The 22,979-nt window shown below is 67.9% G+C and carries 19 protein-coding genes; 13 read left to right on the forward strand and 6 right to left on the reverse strand.

Annotated features, from left to right (window positions below):
• Positions 1-3 precede the first annotated feature (3 nt).
• Both ACW9TV_RS01235 and ACW9TV_RS01240 read right to left on the reverse strand, forming a co-directional pair.
• Positions 4-1,035 carry an efflux RND transporter periplasmic adaptor subunit gene (locus ACW9TV_RS01235; protein WP_494304050.1) on the reverse strand — a complete coding sequence of 344 codons (1,032 nt, stop codon included), beginning with the start codon at positions 1,033-1,035 and terminating at the stop codon, positions 4-6.
• Positions 1,036-1,037: 2 nt separating this feature from the next.
• The gene (locus tag ACW9TV_RS01240; RefSeq protein WP_494304051.1) at positions 1,038-1,394 is read right to left on the reverse strand and encodes a rhodanese-like domain-containing protein; all 357 of its coding nucleotides are present in this window, start codon (positions 1,392-1,394) and stop codon (positions 1,038-1,040) included.
• A gap of 116 nt (positions 1,395-1,510) precedes the next feature.
• Between ACW9TV_RS01240 and ACW9TV_RS01245 the strand changes: the two genes are divergently transcribed.
• The 7 genes from ACW9TV_RS01245 to ACW9TV_RS01275 all read left to right on the forward strand — a co-directional run bounded on the left by ACW9TV_RS01245 (position 1,511) and on the right by ACW9TV_RS01275 (position 9,630).
• On the forward strand, positions 1,511-2,794 hold the full coding sequence (locus ACW9TV_RS01245; protein WP_494304052.1) for an NAD(P)/FAD-dependent oxidoreductase: 1,284 nt from the start codon (positions 1,511-1,513) through the stop codon (positions 2,792-2,794).
• 12 nt (positions 2,795-2,806) lie between these two features.
• The gene (locus tag ACW9TV_RS01250) at positions 2,807-3,010 is read left to right on the forward strand and encodes a YgaP family membrane protein (protein WP_494304053.1); all 204 of its coding nucleotides are present in this window, start codon (positions 2,807-2,809) and stop codon (positions 3,008-3,010) included.
• An 8-nt stretch (positions 3,011-3,018) separates the two neighbouring features.
• Entirely contained in the window at positions 3,019-4,260 is a 1,242-nt protein-coding gene (locus tag ACW9TV_RS01255) for a TolC family protein (protein WP_494304054.1), read from the forward strand.
• A 108-nt stretch (positions 4,261-4,368) separates the two neighbouring features.
• Positions 4,369-5,004 (forward strand): TetR family transcriptional regulator, encoded by a 636-nt coding sequence (locus ACW9TV_RS01260; protein ID WP_494304055.1) that lies wholly within the window; start codon positions 4,369-4,371, stop codon positions 5,002-5,004.
• A 127-nt stretch (positions 5,005-5,131) separates the two neighbouring features.
• Complete coding sequence (locus tag ACW9TV_RS01265) at positions 5,132-7,420, forward strand: TonB-dependent receptor (RefSeq protein WP_494304056.1); 2,289 nt, start codon at positions 5,132-5,134, stop codon at positions 7,418-7,420.
• A gap of 276 nt (positions 7,421-7,696) precedes the next feature.
• A complete protein-coding gene (locus ACW9TV_RS01270) occupies positions 7,697-8,785 on the forward strand; it encodes a branched-chain amino acid aminotransferase (RefSeq protein WP_494304057.1) in 1,089 nt (362 codons plus the stop codon).
• Positions 8,752-9,630, forward strand: coding sequence for an EamA family transporter (locus tag ACW9TV_RS01275; protein WP_494304058.1), 879 nt, complete (start codon positions 8,752-8,754; stop codon positions 9,628-9,630). The genes ACW9TV_RS01270 and ACW9TV_RS01275 overlap by 34 nt, the downstream gene beginning before the upstream one ends.
• A 75-nt stretch (positions 9,631-9,705) precedes the next feature.
• Here the strand turns inward: ACW9TV_RS01275 and ACW9TV_RS01280 are convergent, their stop codons facing one another.
• A complete protein-coding gene (locus tag ACW9TV_RS01280; protein ID WP_494304059.1) occupies positions 9,706-12,183 on the reverse strand; it encodes a hypothetical protein in 2,478 nt (825 codons plus the stop codon).
• Between the two features lie 496 nt (positions 12,184-12,679).
• On the opposite strand from ACW9TV_RS01280, the gene ACW9TV_RS01285 reads away from it, so the two are divergent.
• The 6 genes from ACW9TV_RS01285 to ACW9TV_RS01310 are packed head-to-tail and all read left to right on the forward strand — an operon-like array spanning position 12,680 to position 18,999.
• The gene (locus ACW9TV_RS01285) at positions 12,680-13,432 is read left to right on the forward strand and encodes a glucose-1-phosphate cytidylyltransferase (protein WP_494304060.1); all 753 of its coding nucleotides are present in this window, start codon (positions 12,680-12,682) and stop codon (positions 13,430-13,432) included.
• Positions 13,425-14,579, forward strand: a complete 1,155-nt coding sequence (gene rfbG, locus ACW9TV_RS01290; RefSeq protein WP_494304061.1) for a CDP-glucose 4,6-dehydratase — start codon at positions 13,425-13,427, stop codon at positions 14,577-14,579. Before ACW9TV_RS01285 ends, rfbG begins: the two co-directional genes overlap by 8 nt.
• Entirely contained in the window at positions 14,570-15,778 is a 1,209-nt protein-coding gene (locus ACW9TV_RS01295; RefSeq protein WP_494304062.1) for a DegT/DnrJ/EryC1/StrS family aminotransferase, read from the forward strand. The genes rfbG and ACW9TV_RS01295 overlap by 10 nt, the downstream gene beginning before the upstream one ends.
• Before the next feature lie 13 nt (positions 15,779-15,791).
• Entirely contained in the window at positions 15,792-17,006 is a 1,215-nt protein-coding gene (locus ACW9TV_RS01300; RefSeq protein WP_494304063.1) for a class I SAM-dependent methyltransferase, read from the forward strand.
• Positions 17,007-17,017: 11 nt separating this feature from the next.
• Positions 17,018-17,974: an NAD-dependent epimerase/dehydratase family protein gene (locus ACW9TV_RS01305; protein ID WP_494304064.1), complete on the forward strand. Its 957-nt coding sequence runs from the start codon at positions 17,018-17,020 to the stop codon at positions 17,972-17,974.
• Positions 17,968-18,999 carry a glycosyltransferase family 2 protein gene (locus tag ACW9TV_RS01310; protein ID WP_494304065.1) on the forward strand — a complete coding sequence of 344 codons (1,032 nt, stop codon included), beginning with the start codon at positions 17,968-17,970 and terminating at the stop codon, positions 18,997-18,999. Before ACW9TV_RS01305 ends, ACW9TV_RS01310 begins: the two co-directional genes overlap by 7 nt.
• Here the strand turns inward: ACW9TV_RS01310 and ACW9TV_RS01315 are convergent.
• From ACW9TV_RS01315 to ACW9TV_RS01325, 3 genes are read right to left on the reverse strand one after another with little or no spacing between them, the layout of a single operon-like run.
• Positions 18,884-20,230, reverse strand: a complete 1,347-nt coding sequence (locus ACW9TV_RS01315) for a pectate lyase family protein (protein WP_494304066.1) — start codon at positions 20,228-20,230, stop codon at positions 18,884-18,886. The two genes, ACW9TV_RS01310 and ACW9TV_RS01315, sit on opposite strands and share 116 nt — an antisense overlap.
• Positions 20,227-21,549: a lipopolysaccharide biosynthesis protein gene (locus ACW9TV_RS01320; protein WP_494304067.1), complete on the reverse strand. Its 1,323-nt coding sequence runs from the start codon at positions 21,547-21,549 to the stop codon at positions 20,227-20,229. The genes ACW9TV_RS01315 and ACW9TV_RS01320 overlap by 4 nt, the downstream gene beginning before the upstream one ends.
• Before the next feature lie 18 nt (positions 21,550-21,567).
• The gene (locus tag ACW9TV_RS01325; RefSeq protein ID WP_494304068.1) at positions 21,568-22,833 is read right to left on the reverse strand and encodes an outer membrane beta-barrel protein; all 1,266 of its coding nucleotides are present in this window, start codon (positions 22,831-22,833) and stop codon (positions 21,568-21,570) included.
• Positions 22,834-22,979 lie beyond the last annotated feature (146 nt).

Below are 22,979 nucleotides of genomic sequence, written 5' to 3' on the forward strand. Positions count from 1 at the left end.
CCGTCATGCTCCGGCCTTCGCGGGTGCAGGCGCCAGGATCACGTCGCCCGGCTTCAGGCCGGAGAGGATTTCGACCCGGTCGCCGGGCAGGGCCCGCACTTCCACCGGCACGTCGGCGGCGCGCTTGCCGTCCGCCGACAGCAGCTTCACGAAATTCAGACCGAACCGGGCCGACACGAAGCGCGACGGCACGGCGATCCCCTCGCGCTGGCCGGCGTCGACGGCGGCGGTGACACGCTGGCCCACCAGTTCCGGGGCGAGGCCGGGCACATGGGCATCGGCGCGGATGCGCCCGGCCTCAACGCCCGGATAGAGTTTCACTATCCGACCCACCGTCTGGCCGCCGGAAAGCCCGTCCACCCGCACCTCGGCGCCCGTGCGCAGCCGGGTTGCCAGCCCTTCGGGCACATCGAGCCGAATGATGGGCGGCCCAGCCGTGATGGTGGCGACAACCATGCCCGGCGCGACGGCGGATCCTTCCGGCAGATCCGCTGCCAGCACCCGGCCCGCCGCCGGCGCGCGCACCACGCCCTGTCCCTCAACCGCCTTCACGGCGCCCTGCTGGGCGCGCGCAGCCGCCAGCAGGGCATCCGCCGCGCGCGAAGCGGCGACCGCTTCGTCGAGCCTGGCCTTCGCATAGACGCCTTCGCGGTGGAGGAACCGGATGCGATCGAGATCGGCCCTCGCCCGCGCCGCCTGCGCCTCGGCGGCCGCCGCGCCGGCGCCATAGGCCGCCGCTTCCTGCCCCAGCCGCGTGTCGGTGATGGTGGCGACGGGCTGCCCGGCAGACACGACATCCCCCGCACGCACATGAAGGCGTGTGATGACGCCCGGAATCCGGGCCCGCGCCTCGGCCATGTCGCGCGTGGTCACTGTTGCGGGCACTTCGGCCATGTCCGCCAGCGGGCCTGCGGCAATCGTCAGCCGCGCCCCCGTCGCCGCTGCTTCCGCCTTCGGCCGGGCAGCCTCCGGCTCGGTGCCGCACGACGCCAGCGCAAGCGCAAACGGCGCGGCGAGGACAAGCGCCGCACGCATCGTCAGGCCCCGCGCTCGACCGGCAGGCCGGCGGCGGCCCAGGCGCCGATCCCGCCGGCCAGGTGCCCATCCACCGATGCCCGTGCCGCTTCGCAGGCGGCCAGCGCCCTGGCGGATCGCCCGCCCGCGGCGCAGTTCAGCACCAGCTTGCGGCCGGCGGGATCAGGCAGTTGCGAAGGCGAAAAGCCCGAAAGCGGCAGGTTCAGCGCGCCCGGAATATGGCCCGCGGCGAATTCGCGCGGCTCCCGCACGTCGACGACGATTGCCGCCCCGGCCTTCACCATCTCGGCAAGCGCCGCCGGGCTGATGTCGCGGGGGTCTGCCGCCCCGGAACCTGTGAACTTGCGGAATCCGAACATGGACCGAACTCTCCCGATTGAATACTTGCATATATCGTATAAAGCTAATATACAGTCAAGAGTGATGGAGGCCGGTCCGGTGAGGCTCTCGCTGACCGGAGGGGATGGAGACCGACATGGCATTGCCGAAGATCATCGTTCTGGGGGCAGGACTCGGCGGCACGATCGCCGCCTATGAAATCCGCGACGCCGTGAAGGGCCGGGCCGAGGTGATGGTCGTCTCGAACTCGGACGACTATTGGTTCGTGCCGTCCAACCCCTGGGTCGCCGTGCGCTGGCGAGAGGCGGAAGCGATCCGGGTTCACCTGCCGCCGGTGATGAAGAAGAAAGGCATCGGGTTCACCAGCGTCGGCGCGAAGCGGGTGCATCCGGCCGAAAACCGGCTGGAACTGAACGACGGCACGAGCCTCGCTTATGACTGGCTGGTGATCGCAACCGGCCCCGATCTCGCCTTCGACGAAATTCCGGGCTTCGGCCCGCACGCCAACACGATATCCATCTGCCAGACGGATCATGCCGTCGCCGCCGCGGAAGTGTTCGACCGGCTGGCCGCCGATCCGAAACCCGTGATCGTGGGCGCGGCACAGGGCGCCTCCTGCTTCGGTCCGGCTTATGAATTCGCCATGCTGCTCGATACCGAGCTGAAGCGCCGCAAGGTGCGCGACCGCGTGCCGATGACCTTCGTGACTTCGGAACCCTATGTCGGCCATCTCGGCCTCGACGGCGTGGGCGACACCAAGGGCCTGCTGGAAAGCGAGATGCGCGACCGGCACATCAAATGGGTCACCTCCAGCCGCATCACCTCCGTCGATCCCGGTCTGATGCACATCGAGGAACTGGGCGACGACGGGCAGGTGAAGAAGGTGCACGACCTGCCCTTTGGTCTGGCGATGATGATGCCGCCCTTCCGGGGCGTGCCCGCCGTGTTCGGGGTGGAGGGGCTGAGCAACCCGCGCGGCTTCATCCTGGTGGACAAGCACCAGCGCAACCCGACCTTCCGCAACGTGTTCGCGCTGGGCGTCTGCGTCGCCATTCCGCCCACCGGCCCCACCCCCGTCCCCGTGGGCGTGCCGAAGACGGGCTTCATGATCGAGAGTATGGTGACGGCCATCGCCCACAACCTGTCCGACCTGCTGGACGGCCAGGAGCCGACGTTCGAGGCCAGCTGGAACGCCATCTGCCTTGCGGATTTCGGCGACGGCGGCGTCGCCTTCGTGGCCCAGCCGCAGATCCCGCCGCGCAACACCAACTGGTCGTCCAGCGGCAAATGGGTCCACCTCGCGAAGATCGCCTTCGAGAAATACTTTCTGATGAAGGTGCGACGGGGTGAATCCGAGCCCTTCTACGAGAAGCTCGCGCTTGACGTGATGGGCGTGAAGAAACTCCGCACCCGCAAATAGAGGAGAGTTGCCATGAACATCGATCGCGCCGTCCTCGCCTTCGCAGGCAGTGTCGTGCTTGCCGGCCTTGCGCTGGGGCATTTCGTGAATCCGCTGTGGTTCTGGCTGTCGGCCTTTGCCGGGGCCAACATGGTGCAGGCGGCCTTCACCGGCTTCTGCCCGGCCGCCATGCTGTTCCGCAAGCTGGGCCTGCCGGCGGGCAACGCCTTCCGCTGAGGACAACCATGCGCCTGATCGTCGCCACCCTGCTGCTTGGCGCGACCGCCCCGGCGGCTGCCGTCACCCTTGACGAGGCGCTGGCCGCCGCGCTTGCCTCCAACCCCGCCATTGCCGAAGCGGATGCCCGGCTGGCGGCGGCAAGGGCGCGCGTGGCGCAGGCCGACGGCGCGCTGCTGCCGACAGCCACCCTGTCGGGCACCTATGGGACGGGACATCTGGATCCGAAGGGCTATTTCGGCCTTCAGGCCGCGGACGTGACCCCGCGCGCCGCCATGGCGAGCCTGGAGCAGCCGCTGTTCGCCGGCGGCCGTATCCTGGCCGGGCGAGAGGCCGCACGCGCCGCGCGCGGCAGCGCGGAGGCCGCCGCCCGCCTGTCCCGGGCGCAGATTTCCGTGGAGGTGGCGGCGGCCTATGCCGCGCTGGTGACCACGGTGCGCGAGCGTGACCTGCGCCGTCGCCAACTGGATCAGATACGCGAGATCGAACGTCAGGCCGGGCTGCGCTTCAAAGCCGGGGACGCGCCCTCCACCGATCTCAGCCAGGCCCGCGCCCGGCTGGCGGAGGCGGAAGCCGGGCTGGAAAGCGCGCATGCCGCCGAAGCCGCCGCAGCCGCCCGCTTCACGGCGCTGACCGGCCTGCCCGCTGACGCGCCCGGCCCGATCCCGCCCCCGCCCGAAGGACCGGCCAGTCGGGAGGCGGCGCTTGCCGCTGCACTTTCCGGAAGCCCGGCCATCGCCGCTTCGGCCGGCGCTGCAAAGGCCGCCGATGCCCAGGCGAAGGCCGCCCGGGCAGACTGGCTGCCGACCGTTGGCGCCTTCGCAGAAGCATCGGCGGTGCGCGACCAGTTCTTCCCGGATTATGTGGCCGATCAGGCCGTGGTGGGCGTGCGCGCCCGCTGGACCCTGTTCGACGGCGGCCGACAGGGCCGGATCGCGGAGGCCCGTGCAAATGCAGGGGCCGCGCAGGCGGCCAGCGACGGGGCCCGCCGCGAGATCGAGGCCGAAACGATCGCCGCCTTCGAAGGCCTTGCAGCGGCCCGCCGCATGACGGAAGCCGCCCGCCGCCGCGAGGAGGCCGCCGCCGAGGCGCTGAGATCGACGCGGCTGGAGGTGAAGACCGGCATGAAGCCGCAGCTTGCCCTGCTGGATGCCGAACGCGAGGCGCTGGATGCCGCCGTCGCCGTCGCCCGCGCCGATGGCGGGCTGCTTGTCGCCGGGTGGCGGCTGAAGGCCCTGACTGGTCAGTAAGTCCCACCTGAATAAATTGGCAGCGCCTCTGCCGCAATTCCTGTCTCGCACCGTCCCTTATCGCGCGCTAGGATGGTGCCGGACCTGGGGAACACCGGGGGAGGGATGATGGCAGAGGCAGCAGTGGCGGATCGCCGCTGCGCCGGCATGGGGCGTGCGCAGCTGATGGAGGCGGCGTGCGCACTGATGACCGAGCGCGGCAGCATCGACGTTTCGATTCACGACATCGCGCGGCGCAGCGGCGTCAGTTCGGCGCTGATCAAATATCATTTCGGCCACAAGGAAGGGTTGTTGCTGGCCCTTCTGGAAAAGGTGGTGGGTGATTCCGTGCTCCGCCTGGAAACGCTTGTCCGACGCGACATGCCCGCACCGGAAAAACTGCGGCTGCACATCCTGGGTGTGCTGAATGCCTATTACCGGCATCCCTATCTGAACCGGCTGATTCACTATCTTCTGTCCTCCAGCGAGGAGGCGCGCCGCCGCATCTCGCTGATGATCGTCCAGCCGATGCTGGCGGCCCAGGCGGCCATTCTGGCACAGGGAAAGGCCGCGGGCGAATTCCGCGACGTGAACCCCATGAGTTTCTATTTTCACGTGATCGGCGCCTGCGACCATCTGTTCTATGGCCTGTACGCGATGAAATACGCGTTCGGGATCCGGGAAATGGGCGAAAGCCTGAAGCAGACCTATGGCGAGGATCTGGTGCGCACGATCCTGAACGGAATCGCCGCGAAGGCCGGCTGAAGCATGCCTGCTCGCCCTCTCCATTCCGCAAGGTTCGGGCCGGTTGCAGCACACTGACTGATCGGTTAGTCAGCCCGCAATGAAGGGCGCCCACCTGGGAGTGCGCGCCTCCGGGAGGAGCATGATCTTGAACATCCGTTTCTGGCTGGCCGCCAGCGTGGCCGCCATTTCGCCCGCAATGCCGGCGCTTGCACAAACCGTCGATACCGGCGAAGGCCTGGAAGACATCATCGTCACGGCGCAGCGCCGCAGCCAGGATCTGCGTGACGTTCCGATCTCGATCACGGCCGCCAATGCCGAGGCGCTCGCCAATGCGCGCGTGGACAATGTCTCGAACATCCAGGCGATCAGCCCGTCGGTCAGCTTCCGCGTCACCAACATCGCCACCTCGTCGGCGAACCTGATCATCCGCGGCCTCGGCACCACCGGCAACAGCCGTTCGTTCGAAGGCTCCGTCGGCGTGTTCATCGACGGCGTCTACCGCACCCGCGCGGCCGCCGCGCTGAACAACTTCCTCGACATCGACAACCTGCAGGTCCTGCGCGGCCCGCAGGGCACGCTGTTCGGCAAGAACACGACGGCCGGCGCCCTGCTGCTGTCCTCCGCCACGCCGAGCCTCGATGACGCGAGCGGCATGCTGGACGTGACCTACGGCAACTACAACACCGTCGTCGCCCGTGCAGCCGGCAACATTCCGCTGAACGACAAGCTGGCGCTGCGCGTCGCCGGTCTCGGCTCGCTGCAGGGCGGCTATTATACCGATCCGACCAACGGCCGTCGCTACAACAACAACGACACCGTCGCCGCCAAGGCGCAACTGCTGTTCGAACCCTCGGACGCCGTCTCGATCCGGCTGGTCGGTGATTACAGCAAGAGCGAAGGCAACTGCTGCTACGCCACCTCCAACTACATCGATGGCCCCACCCAGCCGCTGATCAACGCGCTGACGCTGGCCAATGGCCGCAAGCTGCCGTCGTCGAAGCTCGGCGACTTCCAGCAGTCCCTCAGCACCGACGGACGCCAGCAGATCAAGGATTACGGCGGCACGCTGCTCGTCGACATCGATGTCGGCGACGATGCGCTGAAGTCCGTCACGGCGCTCAGGAAGTTCGATGTCTCGCAGGTGAACATGGACGCCGATTTCTCCGGCGCGGACATCCTGATCCTCGACGAAACCTTCGGCAGCCGCTTCTTCTCGCAGGAACTCACCTTCAACGGCCGCATCTCGTCGCTCAACACCGACTATGTGCTGGGCCTGTTCTTCTCTGACGAGAAGCTCGACATCACCCGCGTGCTCGACTGGGGCACCCAGGCACAGACCTACTGGAACGTGCTGCTGTCCTCGCAGGGCGTGCCGCCCGGCACCGTGCGCGCCGCGCCCGGCCTGGTCGCCAACGAAGTGATGGCCGGCACCTCCAAGTCCTATGCCGGCTTTGCCCATGCAAACGCCGAACTCGGCGGCGGCTTCAGCCTGCTCGGCGGGATCCGCTATTCCGTCGAGAAGAAGACGGGCTCGTTCGCCTACAACTATTATGATCCGGCCCCGAATGCCGTGTTCCGCGTGCTGGGCGTTTCCCCCGGCCCGGATTATTCCGACAGCCGGACGGACAAGGCCTTCAGCGGCACGGTGGGCGCGCAATACCGGCCCAACGAAGACGTGATGCTCTATGCAACCTACAACCGCGGCTTCAAGGCGGGCGGGGTGAACATGGACTCGAACGGCGGCGGAACCATCTTCAACAACCCGGCCGTCGTGCCCGGGGCCACGCCGCTGGATCCGACCTACAAGCCGGAAACCGTGAACGCCTATGAACTGGGTGCGAAGACGGAATATTGGGGCGGCCGCGCGCGCACCAACGTCTCGTTCTTCTACTACGACATCAGCAACATCCAGGTTGCCCAGTTCGTGGGCCTGCGCTTCACCGTGCTGAACGGCAAGTCGGCGGTGGATTACGGCGTGGAGCTGGAAAACACCTTCAAGCTGACCGACAGCCTGATCCTGAACCTGGACGGCACCTGGATCCCCGAAGCGAAGATCAAGACGGATGCGAACATCGATCCGGTCCTGTCCGACACCCGCTTCCGCTTCGCGCCGGAATTCCAGGGCAATGCGGCGATCAACCTCGATACGCCGCTGAACGATCGCGCCAGCCTCATCGGCCGTGTGCAGTATCAGTACAGCGGGCCGCAATACATCAACAACGCCTCGCTGGCGCGCCGTGGCGCCGTCAGCCTGGTGAACGCCAACCTGGGTGTCCGTCTGGACTCCGGTGTCACGGCCGAGCTGTGGGCGCAGAATCTCTTCAACGAGATCTACCCCTCGCAGCTGTTCGCGACCCCGCTGCAGACGGGTGACCAGAACGCCTATCTGGCGCCGCCGCGGACCTTCGGCATCCGCTTCCGCGCCAACTTCTGATGTGTTTCCGGGGCGTGCGATCCGCACGCCCCGGCACGGCGCCGGCCCGGCCGCCCAGATCCCTGACGCGCTGACATCAAGCGTTCCTCCCCCGGAACAGGATCCGTGGCAGCCGGGCCGGACAGCCCCGGCAATCGTTCCGGAAAGGTCCGCCCGACCTGCGAATTAGGGCAAACCCCCTGTCCTATTCTTTGACCAGCCGCCTCGATCGGGTCTATGGCACCCGCGCGAGTCCCCCCTTGCCGTTCCACGGGGGCTCGGATGAGGACATGGACCATGGCATTCAGGCACATCCCGCACCCAGATCCGGTACCGGCAGACCGCCGCGCCCGCCTGCTGAAAGATCCCGGCTTCGGCCAGGTGTTCACGGATCATATGGTCACAATCCGCTTCACCCGGGAAAAGGGCTGGCATGATGCGGAAGTGAAGCCGCGCGGGCCGTTCCTGATCGATCCGGCCGCCGCTGTCCTGCACTATGCACAGGAAATCTTCGAAGGCATGAAGGCCTATCGGACGGCGGGCGGCGAAGTCGCGCTGTTCCGCGCCGGTGCCAATGCCGAGCGTTTCAACGCATCGGCCGCCCGCATGGCCATGCCCGAACTGCCCGTCGACCTGTTCCTGCAAGGGGTGGAGGAACTGGTGCGCATCGACAGGGACTGGGTGCCCGGCGGCGAAGGCAGCCTCTATCTCAGACCGTTCATGTTCTCGGACGAACCCTTCCTGGGCGTGCGCCCCGCGAACAGCTATGTCTTCTGCGTTATCGCCTGCCCGGTCGGCCCCTATTTCAAGGGCGGGGCCAAGCCGCTGAAGCTGTTCGTTTCCGAAGATTACACCCGCGCTGCGCCCGGCGGCACGGGCGCCGCCAAGTGCGGCGGCAATTATGCCGCCAGCCTTGTCGCGCAGGCGGAAGCGGCCGCGAAGGGCTGCGACCAGGTGATCTTCCTGGATGCGGCCGAGCATCGCTGGATCGAGGAACTGGGCGGCATGAACATCTTCTTCGTGTTCGAGGATGGCACCCTCCTCACCCCGCCGCTGACGGGGACAATCCTGCCGGGCATCACTCGTGACAGCCTGATCCAGCTAGCCAGGGCAGAGGGCCTGACCGTCGTGGAGCGCCCCTATTCGCTGGACGAGTGGCGTGCGGATGCCGCCAGTGGCCGGCTGACGGAAGCCTTCGCCTGCGGCACCGCCGCCGTGGTGGCCAGCATCGGTGAAGTGGTTGCCGCATCAGGCGACTTCCGGATCGCAGGCGCGGCCGCCGGACAGGTCACGACCCGGCTGAAGACCTTGCTGACCACGCTCCAGCGGGGCGAGCCGGGCGACGCCCGGGGTTGGGTGCGCGCGGTGCCGGGCACCCGCGCCTGACCGGCCGGACACAGGGCGGCGCCATCGCCGCGGCGCTCGGCGCGCTGATCTCTCTGCAGACGGGCGCGGCCTTCGCCAAATCCCTGTTTCCGGCCGTCGGCGCAGAAGGGGTGGCGGCGCTGCGCATCGGCCTTGCCGCCCTGCTGCTGGGCCTCGTGCTCAGGCCGTGGAAGCTGCGGATGGCGGCGGATGGCTGGCGCAACCTTCTCGTCTATGGCGCGATGCTGGGGCTGATGAACATCCTCATCTACCGGGCCTTCGCCACCATTCCGCTCGGGATCGCGATTTCGATCGAAGTGCTCGGCCCCCTTGGTGTCGCCCTGCTCGCCTCGCGGCGGGGGCTCGATCTGCTGTGGATCGCGCTGGCGCTGGCCGGGCTGGTGCTGCTGCCGCTGGGGGCGGGGGAAAGCGGGCTCGACTGGCGCGGCGTTTCCTTCGCGCTGGCCGCCGCGCTGTGCTGGGGCCTTTATGTATCGGTGGGCGGCAAGATCGCCCATCTCGGCGGGCAGGGGGTTGCGGCGGGAATGGCAGTCGCGGCCCTGATCGTCGTGCCGCTGGGGGCGGCCCATGCCGGACGGGCGCTGATCGCGCCCCAGGTGCTGGCAACCGGCCTTGTCATCGCCCTGCTGTCCAGCGCGCTGCCCTTCCTGCTGGACATCCATGCCCTCAGGCGGCTGCCGCAAAAGCTGTTCGGCGTTCTGATGAGTGCTTCCCCCGCCGTCAGCGCGCTGGCCGGGTTCCTGATCCTGGGCGAAAGGCTCGGCCCGCTGCAATGGGTCGGCATTGCCGCAATCACGGCCGCCTGTGCCGGCAGTGCGGTCGCCGGCGCGCACCACAGGCCCTGAAACCCAACTCAAGCGAATGGCCGCGCACCCCTGCCGGGATGCGCGGCCATCACAAGGCCCGGGCCGTGCCGGTGATTACTGCACAGGCGCCTTCGGGCGGTTGCAGTTGTAGGCCGGAACCCGTGCCGTGCCGCTGTTCAGCAGCCCCGCATAGCGGACGTCGTCCTTGGCGAGCGCATTCAGATACTCCTCGATATTGGGGTATCCGTCGCCGTCCGGATCGGCGTTTGCGTCCCAGACCTTGGGATTCGTGCCCTTGAAGCGCGACTCCCACTCGTCGGGCATGCCGTCGTTGTCGCTGTCCAGCTTGGCCGGGCCCTGCGTCAGCTGTGCCCAGCCGCCCGAGGTCGCGACCGTCGAGGTCCAGTCCTTTTCCATCAGATAGGGCGGAAGGTCGCAGGTGCTGACATCTTCCATGTACAGCTTGTCGACATTGTCGCGGCAGGATCCGTCGCGGCACTGATCGGCCCCGGCGAACGACAGGACGGACCGCATGGCGGCTTCCGGCCGCGCGATCTGGTCCGCCCGCAGCGACAGGCCGGCGTTGCCCGGCGCGACCGCCGGCTTCACATCCTGCACCACGGCCTTGCCCAGCTTGGAACAATCCTTCTGCCCCGCGGCGTTCAGGCCGCACACGGTGGAAGCCGTGTTGTTCGTCGCAACCACCATCCCGGCCAGATCCCGGAAGAAGTCCGTGACGGTCTGGCCGAACTGGCCCGCGATGCGGGTGTGCGGCGTCACATTGTCCTTCGCGTGGATGTCGAACCCGAAGGCATATTGCGCCGCCGCGCCGTACAGGCCCACCAGGAAGTTGCCGTCGCCTGCGCTGAAGCGGGGCCCGCGCAGGTTCACATTGCCCACGAAGTTGGCATAGCTGTTGCCGAACTGGTTGGAAACAAGGCCCGTTTCAGACACGAAGTGGTAGATTACATTGTTCACCGCATCCAGCTGCATGGCCGTGCCCGGCGCCGCCGGGTGCAGGCCGACAGCCGCGTTCAGGCCGCGCTGCTCCCCATGCTGGATCAGATTGTAGGCGATCGTCACGTTGCCGGCCGGCTTCAAGAAGAAGCTCTTGCAGTGCAGCGACGAGGTGTGGCCCGCGTTGCGGCAGATGTTCGGCCCGATGATGGACCATTGCACCGTGCAGTCGCGGCACACCATGTCCAGGCTTTCATCCGTTCCGAACATGGTCGAGACATGGTCGAGGATCTGGTAGCGCGTGCCGGACAGGCGGATCGGATCGCCATTCTGCGACGTGCGGCCCACATGCTCGCCCGTCCGCGTGCGGACATGGCGCAGGATCATGTGATCGCCGCCGTTGCGGGTGTCGATCAGGCTGTCCACCGGGTTGTAGTTGGCACCCAGCCGGAACTCGATCCCGCCCGGAGAGGTCTGCCCCGCGATGTAGAGCTTCGGCACGGTGATCCGCGCAGGCGCCGTCATCACGATCGCGCCGGAGACATCGAACACGCAATAGCGCGGCCGGCCTGCCGGGATCGCGTAGGGCGTGTTCACCGCCAGCGCGAGCGCGCATTCGCGGTAGGTGATCTTGCCATCGTTCGGATCCGCGACATCGGCGAGCGAGTTGATCTTGTAGACGACCGCATTCGGCGACCGCACAGAGGCGACACGCCCGAAACCGACGGCCGTCGGGAAGGCGATGGGGTGCATCGCGCGATCGGGGATATTGCCATTGTCAGGGTCGGCGAAGGCCGAAGCCATGCCGGCGCCACCCGATCCCACGTCCACGATCGCAAGCGCGCTGCCGCTGCCGCCCGCGCCCGTGCAGGTCAGTGAATAGGCAGTCGAGGCGGCGGGCGAAACCACGACATAGCCGCTGGTTGCCTTCGCGCCGGAGAAGGCCGCGTCGCCGCTGGCCGTGCAGGCGGTTGCGTTGCTGGCAGACCAGCTGAGGGTGCTGCTGCCGCCCGAGGTGATCGCCGACGGAGAGGCCGTGAGGCTGACGACCGGGGTTGAGGCGGAGGGCGCCGCCACCGTCACCGTCACCTGCCTGACGGTGCTGCCGCCGGCGCCCGTGCAGGTCAGGCCGAAGCTGGTGGTGGCCGAGGGCGACAGGCTGGCGCTGCCCGAGAGGGGCTTCGCGCCGGTAAAGCCGCCGCCCGTGCCGGTGCAGGAGGTGGCATTCGAAGCGGACCAGCTGAGGCTTGTCGTGGCGCCCGGCGCGATGCTGGCGGGCGCCGCCGTGAAGCTGAGCGTCGGTGCGGCGACCGAACTGCCGATGCCGGCAAGGCTGGTGGCGCTGACCCAGCCATCCACCCCGGAATCGAAATCGATGAACCACCAGGTCTTGCCCGTGCTGGATTTGACGGGCCCGGCCGTAATGCGCCCGGTCGCCCCGCTTCCCTGCAGGCCGACACCTGTCACGAGATCGGGCTTCATGACCCGGAATTTGGATGTCAGCCGAACCACTTCGCCGACGGCCAGCGCCGTGGCGCCTGTTGCATAGAGGATTGCGGCCAGCCCCAGAGCAAGGATGAAGGCAAGCGCCGCCCAGCGCCCGGACGGGCGCGACAGCAAGACGGAAAGTGACATTTTCGCGTTATCCTGATTAACGCAGGTATCCCGGCGCAGTCATGCTGCACCTGTTCGGCGGCTTCTTGCGGGGATAACTGAGTTGCGACCTACCTTTTGATTGCTTGATTTCTTTTTGACTGGCCCTGCTTTGCGCAGTTGCAGCAGCGGCAAAATACCTAATGGATATTAACTGTCAACATGAGAGATCAAGCACCTCAGATTCTGCAAATTTTTTCAAATTTGTTTGATTTTTTCGCCGCCTTTCATGTGGCTGGCCGCGCGCGCCGGGCCCTCCTCCTCACCGCAGGGATAGGTCAGGGGCCGAAGGTATAGTCTCCCGAATGGGCTTTGGGGCTCAGGCCCGTCGTGAATAGCATTCCCAGAGAATGGGGGGAGTCGGATTGGCCGGCTTCCCTGCCCGGGCATGGCAAGCCTGGCACGGAGGGAGGGCGCGATGCAGGTTGTGCTTCTGGCCGGAGGGCTCGGATCAAGGCTCGCCGAGGAAACCGTGAGAGTGCCAAAACCCATGGTGGAAGTGGGCGGGCGGCCCGTCATCCTCCATGTGATGGATATCTACAGCCGCTGGAACCACACGGATTTCGTCGTCGCCTGCGGTTTCAAGGCCATGCAGATGAAGGCCTTCTTCCAGGGGCTCCACCTTCTCAACAATGATTTCACCGTCGCGCTGGGCAACGGAGAGATGCAGCTTGCCCCCTGCCGGCCGGTCGACTGGCGCGTATCCGTCGTCGATACCGGGCTTTCCACCATGACGGGCGGCCGCCTCAGGCGGCTGAAGGGCTGGCTCCGCGACGAGACCTTCATGGTCACCTACTCCGACGGGGTAGGAAATATCGATATCGACGCGCTCCTCGCCTTCCACCGCTCTCACGGGCGGCTCGCCACCGTAACTGCCGTCACCCCGCCCGCGCGCTTCGGCAGCCTGGAGATCCAGGGTGATCAGGTGATGGAATTCTCGGAAAAGGTGCAGAAGCAGGAAACCTGGATCAACGGCGGCTTCTTCGTGTTCGAACCCGGCGTGCTGGATTACCTCACCGACGACGCCGAGCCGCTGGAAATGGCGCCGCTGCGCCGACTGGCGGAGGACGGGCAGCTGTTCGCCTACAAGCACCACGGCTTCTGGCACCCGATGGACACGGTGCGCGACCGCGACATGCTGGATTCGATGGCGGGCGAGGAGCCGCCGCCCTGGCTGCGTTTCGCCCGCGAGCCGAGCGGTACGCGCCAGCTCGAACTGGCCCATGCCTGAAGCGGCCGGCTTCGATCCTGCCCGGCTGCGCGCCGCGTTCGCGGGCCGGCGCGTGCTTCTCACGGGGCACAGCGGCTTCAAGGGCGGCTGGCTGGCCCTGTGGCTGAGGCAACTGGGTGCGCATGTCACCGGCATCTCCCTGCCGCCGGCCACCACCCCGTCGCTGCACGACGTGCTGGGGCTCGACACGCTGATCGACGGCCGCTTCGGCGACATCCGCGACGAGGGGAATTACGCTCGCGCCCTGAACGGGCTCGATGCCGACCTCGTGATCCACATGGCGGCCAACGCCATCGTGCGACAGTGCCACCAGTCCCCGGTGGAGGCCTATCGCACCAATGTGGTCGGCACGGCCGTCGTGCTGGATGCCGCCCGCGCAATGCCCGCGCTGAAGGGCATCGTCGTCGTCACCAGCGACAAATGCTATGAGAACAACGAATGGCCCTGGGGCTACCGCGAGACGGACGCCCTGGGCGGCAAGGATCCCTATTCCAGCAGCAAGGCCGGCACCGAACTGGTCGCAAGCGCCTTCCGCCGATCCTATTTCGCCGGGCCCGGCGCGCCCCTGCTGGCGACGGTGCGGGCCGGGAACGTGTTCGGCGGCGGCGACTGGGCGGCGGACCGGCTGATCCCCGACATCGTCCGCGCGACGCTGGCCGGCAGCCCCACGCTGATCCGCAACCCTGGCAGCACCCGGCCCTGGCAGCATGTGCTGGAGCCGCTGTCCGGCTATCTGCTGGTGGCCGAGGCGCTGCTTTCCGGCCGTTCGCAGGCAGCGACCGCCTGGAATTTCGGGCCGGATGCGGACGGCACCGTCGATGTCGCCCGCATGACGGCGCTGATGGCCGAGGCCTGGGGACCGGGCGGCCCCACCTTTCACTACGGCCCCGGCGGCGACAGCCGCGAGGCGGGCCTGCTCGCGCTCGACAGTGCGAAGGCGCGCGCCGAACTGGGCTGGCGGCCGCGCCTATCCCTGCCGGACGCGCTCGGGATGACGATCGACTGGTACCGGCGCTGGGCGGCCGGGGCCACCGACATGCGGGAATTCACCCTGGCACAGATCGACTGGTTCGCCGGGGGGGGTGCGGCCGACGGAGGGGTGTCGGCGGTTTCGTTGCCAGATGGGGGTCTACAGCAATGCGCGTGAATTATGGTCAGACCGTTCACGGAGAGCCGGAGATCGCGGCGGTTGTCGCCGTCCTGCGCAGCTCCACGCAGATGGGCACCAACGTGCGCGAGATGGAATGCCGCGTCGCCCGCCTGTTTGACAAGCCGCACGGCATCATGGTCAATTCCGGCAGCTCGGCGAATTTCCTCGCCGTGAAGCTGCTCGACCTGCCACCCGGCAGCGAGGTCATCACCCCCGTCCTCACCTTCGCGACGACCGTCGCGCCGCTGGTGCAGAACGGGCTGGTGCCCGCCTTCGTCGATGCCGCCCCCGGCACCTACAACATCGACGTGGAGGCGATTCCGGCGATGATCGGCCCGGACACCCGCGCCATGATGATCCCCTCGCTGATCGGCAACCTGCCCGATTGGGATCGCATCCGCGCCATCGCCGATGCGCATGGCCTGATGGTGGTGGAGGACAGCGCCGACACGCTGGGCGCCACGCTGCACGGCCGTTCCACCGGCTCCCGCGCGGACATCAGCACCACCAGCTTCTATGGCAGCCATGTCATCAACGCCGGCGGCAACGGCGGCATGGTCTGCGTGAAGACGCGCGAACATCACCGGCGCGGGCTGCTGCTGCGATCCTGGGGGCGCAGTTCGTCGCTGTTCGTGGATTCGGAATCGATCGAGAATCGCTTCAACGTGCAACTGGACGGCATCGATTACGACGCCAAGTTCCTGTTCGAGGAGCTGGGCTACAATTTCGAGCCGAGCGAGATGGGCGCGGCCTTCGGGCTGATCCAGCTGGAGAAGCTGGAGGCGAACATCGCCGCGCGCGAAGCCAATTTCGCCCGCCACCTGCAATTCTTCACCGCCTATGAGGACTGGTTCCTGCTGCCCCGGCAGCTGCCGGCCGCGCGCACCGGCTGGCTGGCCTTCCCGCTGACCATCCGGGCCGACGCGCCCTTCACCCGGCGCGACCTGCAGATCTTCCTGGAACAGCGCGACATCCAGACCCGCCCGGTGTTCACCGGCAACATCCTGCGCCAGCCGGCGATGAAGGCGGTGCGCCACAAGGCGGCGCCGGGCGGCTATCCGGTGGCCGACGACGTGATGCGCGGCGGCATCCTGCTCGCCTGCCACCACGGCCTGGGCGATGCGCAGATCGATTACATGCACGAGACGTTCCGGGCCTTCGCGCGGCAGTTCGCGCGCACCCCCGAACTGGCCTGAGGAGCGCGAAGCCATGGACAAGTGCAGATGCTGCAACGCCCCCTCGCCCTATGTGTTCCTGCCGATGGGCGCGCACCCGCCGGCCAACATGTTCGTGCCCCCGGCAGACGCCGCCAAGCCGCAACCGGCCTTCTCGCTGGACATGGCGGCCTGCCTTGATTGCGGGCTGATCCAGATCGAGGATCAGATCCCGGCCGATTTCTTCCGCCATTATCTCTATGTCCCGTCCGGCGCGCAGACGATGCACGGCCATTTCGAACAGACGGCGCAGGTGCTGACGACGCTGGCGGATGGCGGGCTCATCGTCGACATCGGCTGCAATGACGGGCTGCTTCTGGGGGCCTGCATCCGCCTTGGGGCGAAGACGCTGGGCGTCGATCCGGCCGCCAACCTGGTGCCGCTGGCGAAGGAGCGCGGGGTGGAGGTGCATGTCGCCTATTTCAACCCCGAAACCGCGCACGACCTGCTGGCGACGCGCGGGCCCGCGAAGGTGATCGTCACCACCAACACATTCAACCATATCGGCGATCTCGACAGCTTCATGCAGGGGGTCGCCATCCTGCTGGCGGCGGACGGCAGCTTCGTGATCGAGGTGCCGCAGGCGCTGGAGCTGCTGAAGCGCAACCGCTTCGACAACATCTACCAGGAACATGTCTCGGAATTCAGCCTGCTGTCCCTCAAGCGGCTGGGCGAGCGCTTCGGCTTTCGGCTGGTGCATGTGGATCCGATCGCCGTCCATGGCGGGTCGATGCGGGTCCGGCTTCAGCGGGAAACGCTTGACACCCCGCCGTCTGACGCGGTGCGGGAACTGCTGGACGCGGAAGAAGCCTACGGGATCCACGACCGCGCCACCTACGACGCCTTTGCCGCCCGGATCGAGGCCGTGCGCCGCCAGCTGATCGACAAGATCGACGCGCTGAGGTCACAGGGCAAGAAGATCGCAGGCTATGGCGCGCCGGCCAAGGGCAACACGCTGCTCAACTATTTCGGGATCGGCCCCGACAGGATCGACTTCCTGGTGGACAAGAACCCGCTGAAGCACGGTCTCCTGTCGCCGGGGATGAAGATTCCGATCCGCGGCGTGGAGGCGATCGAGGCGGAAAAGCCGGACGTGCTGCTGGTGCTGGCGTGGAACTTCTTCGACGAGATCCGAAGCCAGCAGGCCGGGTTCGAGCAGGGGGGCGGCAAGTTCCTGATGCCCCTGCCGGAACCGGCGCTCCTGCCCTGAACGGAACCGGGGTGCGGGGGGCGCGCATCCTGGTCACCGGGGCGGCCGGGTTCATCGGCCGCCACCTGTGCGCGCGGCTGCTGGCGGACGGCGCTTCGGTGCATGCGCTTGTCCGCCCGACCACGGATGTTGCGCCGCTCGCGCCGCTCTCCGGCATCGCCGTGGAACGGGTCGACCTGTCCGACCGCGCCGCCGTCGAGGCGCTTGCAGCCCGGCTGGAACCGGACATCGTCTTCCACCTGGCCAGCGGCGATCACCGCCGGCCGGCCGACGGGCTTTCGGATGCCCGGAATGCCATCGCCGAAGGCCCCGCCCTGTTCGTGGATCTGCTGGCCGCGCTCGCCGCCGCCCCGCGCCCGCCTGCTGCGCTGGTGCGTGGCGCATCACTGGCGGAATATGGCCCCATCGCCACCCCCTACCGGGAGGATCAGCGCGAGGAACCGGCCGACAGCCATGCGGCCGGCGCCATGGCCGCCACCCGCTTCGGCGCGATGCTGGCCGCCCGCCTGCCCTTCGCCACCGTCAGCGCCCGCCTCGCCCTCATCTACGGGCCGGGGCAGTCTGCGCGCTTCCTCGTGCCCAGCCTGATCCGCCGACTGATGGCGGGCCATCCCGCGCATGTCGCCCGCCCGACCGACCGGCGGGACCTGATGCATGTGGACGACGCCGTCGAAGGGCTGATCGCGGTCGCCCGAAAGCCCGCCAGCCCCGTCGTCAACCTCTGCACCGGGCAGGGGCCGACGATGCGCGCCGTCGCGGAAGCGATCGCCGCCGAACTGGGCACGCCGCCCACCCTGCTCAGCTTCGGCCCCGCCGACCCGCCGGGCGGCACCCCCACCCTGATCGGCGCACCGGAGGCCGCCGCGCGCGGCTGCGGCTGGCAGGCGCGCATCCCGCTCGCCGAAGGCCTCGCCCGCACCATCGAGGCCGAGCGGCAGGCCGCCGCGGCGGAGGTGCTGGCATGCTGATCACGGTGATCGTCCCCTGCTACAATGAGGAGACGACCGTCGATCGCGCCTATCAGACGATTTCCACCGTGCTTCGGGCTATCCCCGACGCAACATATGAAATCCTGTTTTCCGACAATCATTCAACCGACCGCACCTTCGAACGGCTGTCGCGCATCGCTGCAACGGACAGCCGGGTGCGGGTGATCCGCTATTCGCGCAACTTCGGCTACCACCGCTCCGTCCTCTATGCCTATCAGCAGGCGCGCGGCGATTGCGCGGTGCAGGTCGATTGCGACCTTCAGGACCCGCCGGCGCTGATCCCGCAGATGCTGGCGATGTGGCAGCAGGGCCACCAGGTCGTCTATGGCATCCGCCGCTCCCTGCCCGACGGCGCGACGACAGCCTTCGCCCGGCGCCTGTTCTACCGCCTGATCCGCGCCATGTCGGATGACGACCTGCCCCTGAACGCGGGCGAGTTCCGCCTCGTGGACCGGCGCATCCTCGACGAGCTGCGCGGTATCGAGGACACGACGCCCTATGTGCGCGGCCTGATCAGCGCGATGGGCTTTTCCCAGGTCGGCATCCTCTATGACCGGCAGGAACGGATCGCGGGCGAAAGCAAGTTCCCCTTGCGCAAGATGGTGTCGATGGCCGTGGACGGGCTGCTGAACCACAGCCTCGCGCCGCTGCGCTTCGCCTCCGCCGTGGCGCTGATCGTGGGCGCCATCACCTTCCTGCTGCTGATCGGCTATCTCGGCGGGCGGCTGCTGTTCGGGGCGGACTGGCCGGCGGGCTTCGCCACCACCACGCTGCTGCTGCTGCTTTCCATCACCCTCAACGCCATGTGCTTCGGCATCCTGGGCGAATATGTGGGCCGGATGTTCCAGCAGACGAAGCGCCGCCCCCTGCCCATCGTGGAACGGCAGATCAATCCTGCGGCCGCTGCCCCTTCAGCGCCGCCCTCAGGGCATCCGCCGACTGCGCAGCCTCTGCCGAGCGAACCCGTTCCCGATGCCGCGATTGCAGGAAATCCTCGAGATTAGCCCAGCCGTTCCGGTCTGAATCCGCCCAGGGATCGGGCCGCTTCGGATCGGCCCCGTGCCGCGCCTCCCACCGGTCGTCCATCCCGTCCGCGTCCGCATCCGGGTCGGGCGCAGCCGGGGCGATCATCGGCATTGGGCCGGGCGCGGGCCGGATCCGCCCCTTGCGGGCGATGGTTTCCGCCACCACCCGCTGGTCCACCGCGTCGCGCGGCAAGGCCCCCGCAACCGAAAGCACCTCCACCCAGGCGCGTTCCGCCGGCCGGATCCGGCTTGCCGCGCGGCAGGGCGCAGCCGCCTTGCGAACCTCGGCAGCGGCTTCGTTCATCAGCAGCATGTTCCCGTCCACCATATTGCCCGCGGCATGGATCGCCGCCGGCCCGCGCGAGGCGATCATCATCCGCTCGATCGCAACCGCCGACCCGGTGCTGTTCGGGCCGCGCCGGAAGATATTTCCGGACAGCGAAACCGGCGTTCCCCCTGCCCCCTCCCAGACTTCCGCGAACTGGGACTGCGCATTGTAGAAGATGTTGTTCGTCACCTCCACGCAGGAACCGGGCGGGAAGTTGGCGTCCGGGTTGCGGTCTCCGTTGTGGGCGCACAGGCTGCGGATCAGGCTGAACCGCTGCGCCTTCACCGGGTCGCTCGCCAGCAGCGCGCATTTGTCGTGGCGCGGGATGCCTTCCGCGAAGATGGAATTGGAAACGGTGATCCGCGTGTTGAAGCCCTGCGCGCTGAAATTCTGATCCTGCGCCCAGCTGCCGCTCACATGGTCCAGAATCACGTTTCGGCTGTCCTCGATCGTGAAGGCGGCGTTTCCTGACCGGCTCTCGCTCAGCCGGTCGGCCCGCACCCGGATGTGCCGGATCACGATATCGTGCGTGCCCTTGATCGCGATCGGCGTCTGCCCGTCACGTCCGCCGCCGTTGGTCACGATGATCCCGCCGCCCGGCGCGCTTTCGCCCGCGATCGTCAGCTGCGGGTTGCGGATCAGCGGCCGCCGCGTCGTGAAGCGGATCACCCCGGCCACCCGGAACACGCACACACGGGGGCCCCGCGCCTCGATGCAGGCCCGGAGAGAACCCGGGCCCGCATCCGCCAGGGTCGTCACCGGGATGATCCGCCCGCCGCGACCGCCCTGCGCCATGGCGCCATGGCCCTCCGCACCGGAAAAGGCAGGCCGGTCGCCGACAGGAACCGTCGCCGCCGACAGCGCCACAAAGGCGGCGATCACCGCTCGAGAATCCTGATCTTCCGGCGGAAGCCAATGATCATCTGCGCGCCGCATACAAGGCCCAGCAGCGCATGCGCGACGTTCGCACCCATCGGCCCGATCACCGGCACCAGTGCCAGCAGCGTGGCATGGAAGATCAGGATTCCGATGATGGTCGCCTTCAGCACCAGCCGGTCCTCTCCCATGGCGAGCAGGCCGGATCGCGCGCCGGTGCCCGCCATCATCAGGGTCACGGCTGCCATCTGCACCAGCATCAGGTGCCAGGCGCCCGCGAAATTGTCGCCGATGGCAATGCGGATCAACGGCTCGCCCACCAGCAGCACGGCCAGCGTGCCCAGCAGGCCCAGCCCGAACAGCAGCAGCTCCATCTGCATCACCGCGGCCCGCACCTCGGCATATTCCCGCCGCGACCAGTGCCTGGACAGATCCGGATACAGCACCGCCTGCGCCTGGGTTCCCACCTGCTCCGCCACTTTCCCGGCCCGCTTGGCGATGTGATAGAGGCCGGCGGCAGCCGGGCCGGCAATCGCCCCCACCATCAGGATGTCCAGCTGGTTCGCGCTGGATCTCAGCGTCAGCGACAGGTTGGCGGAAAGGGCGAAGCGCCAGATGCCCTCGAACCGGTCCGAAACGGCGTAGGTCGGGGCGGCAAGCACCCGCGTCACCCCGTGGCGCCGCAGCACGCGGAAGGAATACCACAGGAACAGGATGCCCGCCGCGATCTGCCCCGCCACCCAGGCCAGCGTGAAATCAAAGATGTCGCCGCCCAGCGCCCAGGCCAGAAGGGAACCGGCCAGCCTCAGGCCCGTGCCGATCGTGCTGACCCAGGCGATGGACTTGTAGGCGCCGAAGATCCTGAGCGCGGCGGTGGGCATGCCCATCAGCCGGAACGGCAGGATGGAACAGGTCAGCAGCATCACCCGCCGGGTTTCCTCCGACCAGCCGAAGAAGAACCCGCCGGCCAGCGCAATCGTCACCCCGATCGCCCATCCGCCGAACGCTCCGATCAGGTCCAGCCCCAGGCCGAACTTCAGAAGCGAGCGCAGATCGTCGCGCTGATCCGCGCCCGTCAGCCCCGCGCCATAGCGGACCAGCGGCTGCCAGGCCTGGAACGAGATCAGCCGTTCGATCGCCCACACGAAGGAAAAGGCCAGCACCAGGATGCCATAATCCTTCGGCCCCAGCGCGCGCGCCGCAACCGCGATCACCAGCAGGCCGATCAGCGCTTCGGCGAAATTTCCCGTCAGCAGATGGCCGACGCTCCGCAGCCGCCCCCTCAGCGCCAGGAAGCGCTCATCCTGCGCAACGGTCCGCAACATGGTCAGCATTGCCGGATGTCAGGTCCGCACCCGGATGCCGACGCCGATGTCCGTCCGCCGGAACCGGTCGCTCGCCAGATCCGATCGCCGGTTCTCGTGGCGCACCGTCCCGAACAGGCTCAGCGTGCGGCTCATCAGCCACTCCACCTCCGCCTCCACCGGAACCGACCAGAGGCGGTTCGGGTTCGAACCGCGATAGCGGGTCTGCCGCCAGCCGATCCCGGCAAAGGCCAGCAGGTTGTGCCTGATCTCCTGCTCGATGCGGACGCCTGCGCGCGTGTCGATCCGTCCCGTCGCGCCGGATCGCACGGTCGCCACGTCGCCGGAAAAGCCGGTGAACACCACCCGCGTGCGCGGATCGGGGGACCAGACGAGGTTGCCGCTCATCGAAAAGCCGGAATAGCCCGAAAGCGTCGGATCGTCCGGGTTGCTGCGGAAGGCGCCGATGCCCAGCGACCCGTTCCAGCGGTCGGCAATGTCCAGTTGCGCGCCCGCCTGCGCGCCCCAGGTCGTCAGGTCGCGGTCGATGCCCGTGCGGTCAGCCGGCAGGCGCGCGTCGCGCCGGTTCACGAACGGCTCCACGAAAACCGTCAGCCGGGGCGACGCCCGCCAGCCGATCCGGACCGGCAGCTGGTAGCTGGTCAGGTCCTGGTCCTCCAGCCGCGCCCGCTCCACCGGATCGGATTCGCCGGACGCCAGGTAGTTCACCTTCTGGATGGTGCCGTCCGCCCCGATGCGCAGCGGCCCGGCATCGCCCTCCGCACCCAGACGCACCTGAAAGCTGTTGTAAAGCGCCGGCCGTTCCAGCGTCGGGCTTGCCTCCGGATCGGATCGCGCCTGCGCCCCCCGGTCAAGCCGCAGGCCGAATTTCAGCGCGCCCGTCTGCCCCAGATGCTGTCGCCCGGCCGTGCCCAGCCCGAACGTCACCCGGTCTTCCGTCGTGTAGCGCGAATGCAGCGAGACATTGGCATAGGCGGATGTCTCCAGCGTCAACCGCCGCCCGCGCGAGATGGCGTCGATGCGGGGATTGATCCCGAAGATCACCGCGCTCGCCGGGTTGGTGGATGTCGCGAACACATTGTCCGTCCAAACCGCCTGCGCCGTCAGCACCGGCAGGAAGACGGTGTTCCCCGCCTGCCATCGCCCGGTTTCATAGCCCGGCCTCGGCAGGTCGCGCACCGACAGGCCCGGCCGGATGTCCTGCGCGCCCAGCGGGGCCGGCAGCGCCAGCGCCGCCAGCACCATCGCCACCGCGCCCTTTGCCCACATGTGCCCAAGGTTCATGGCCAACTCCCGTCGGGCCGTGCGCTTGCCCGGCGCCCGAACCCCGCTTCAGCTTTGAACCTAACGCCTTGCCGGCCCTGAAAGAACAGGGGCGAACGGGTAGCAACATACCCCTTCGGGCTATTCCATTCGCGCCGCTATTCCGA

Source organism: Sandaracinobacter sp. T42 (assembly GCF_059115405.1).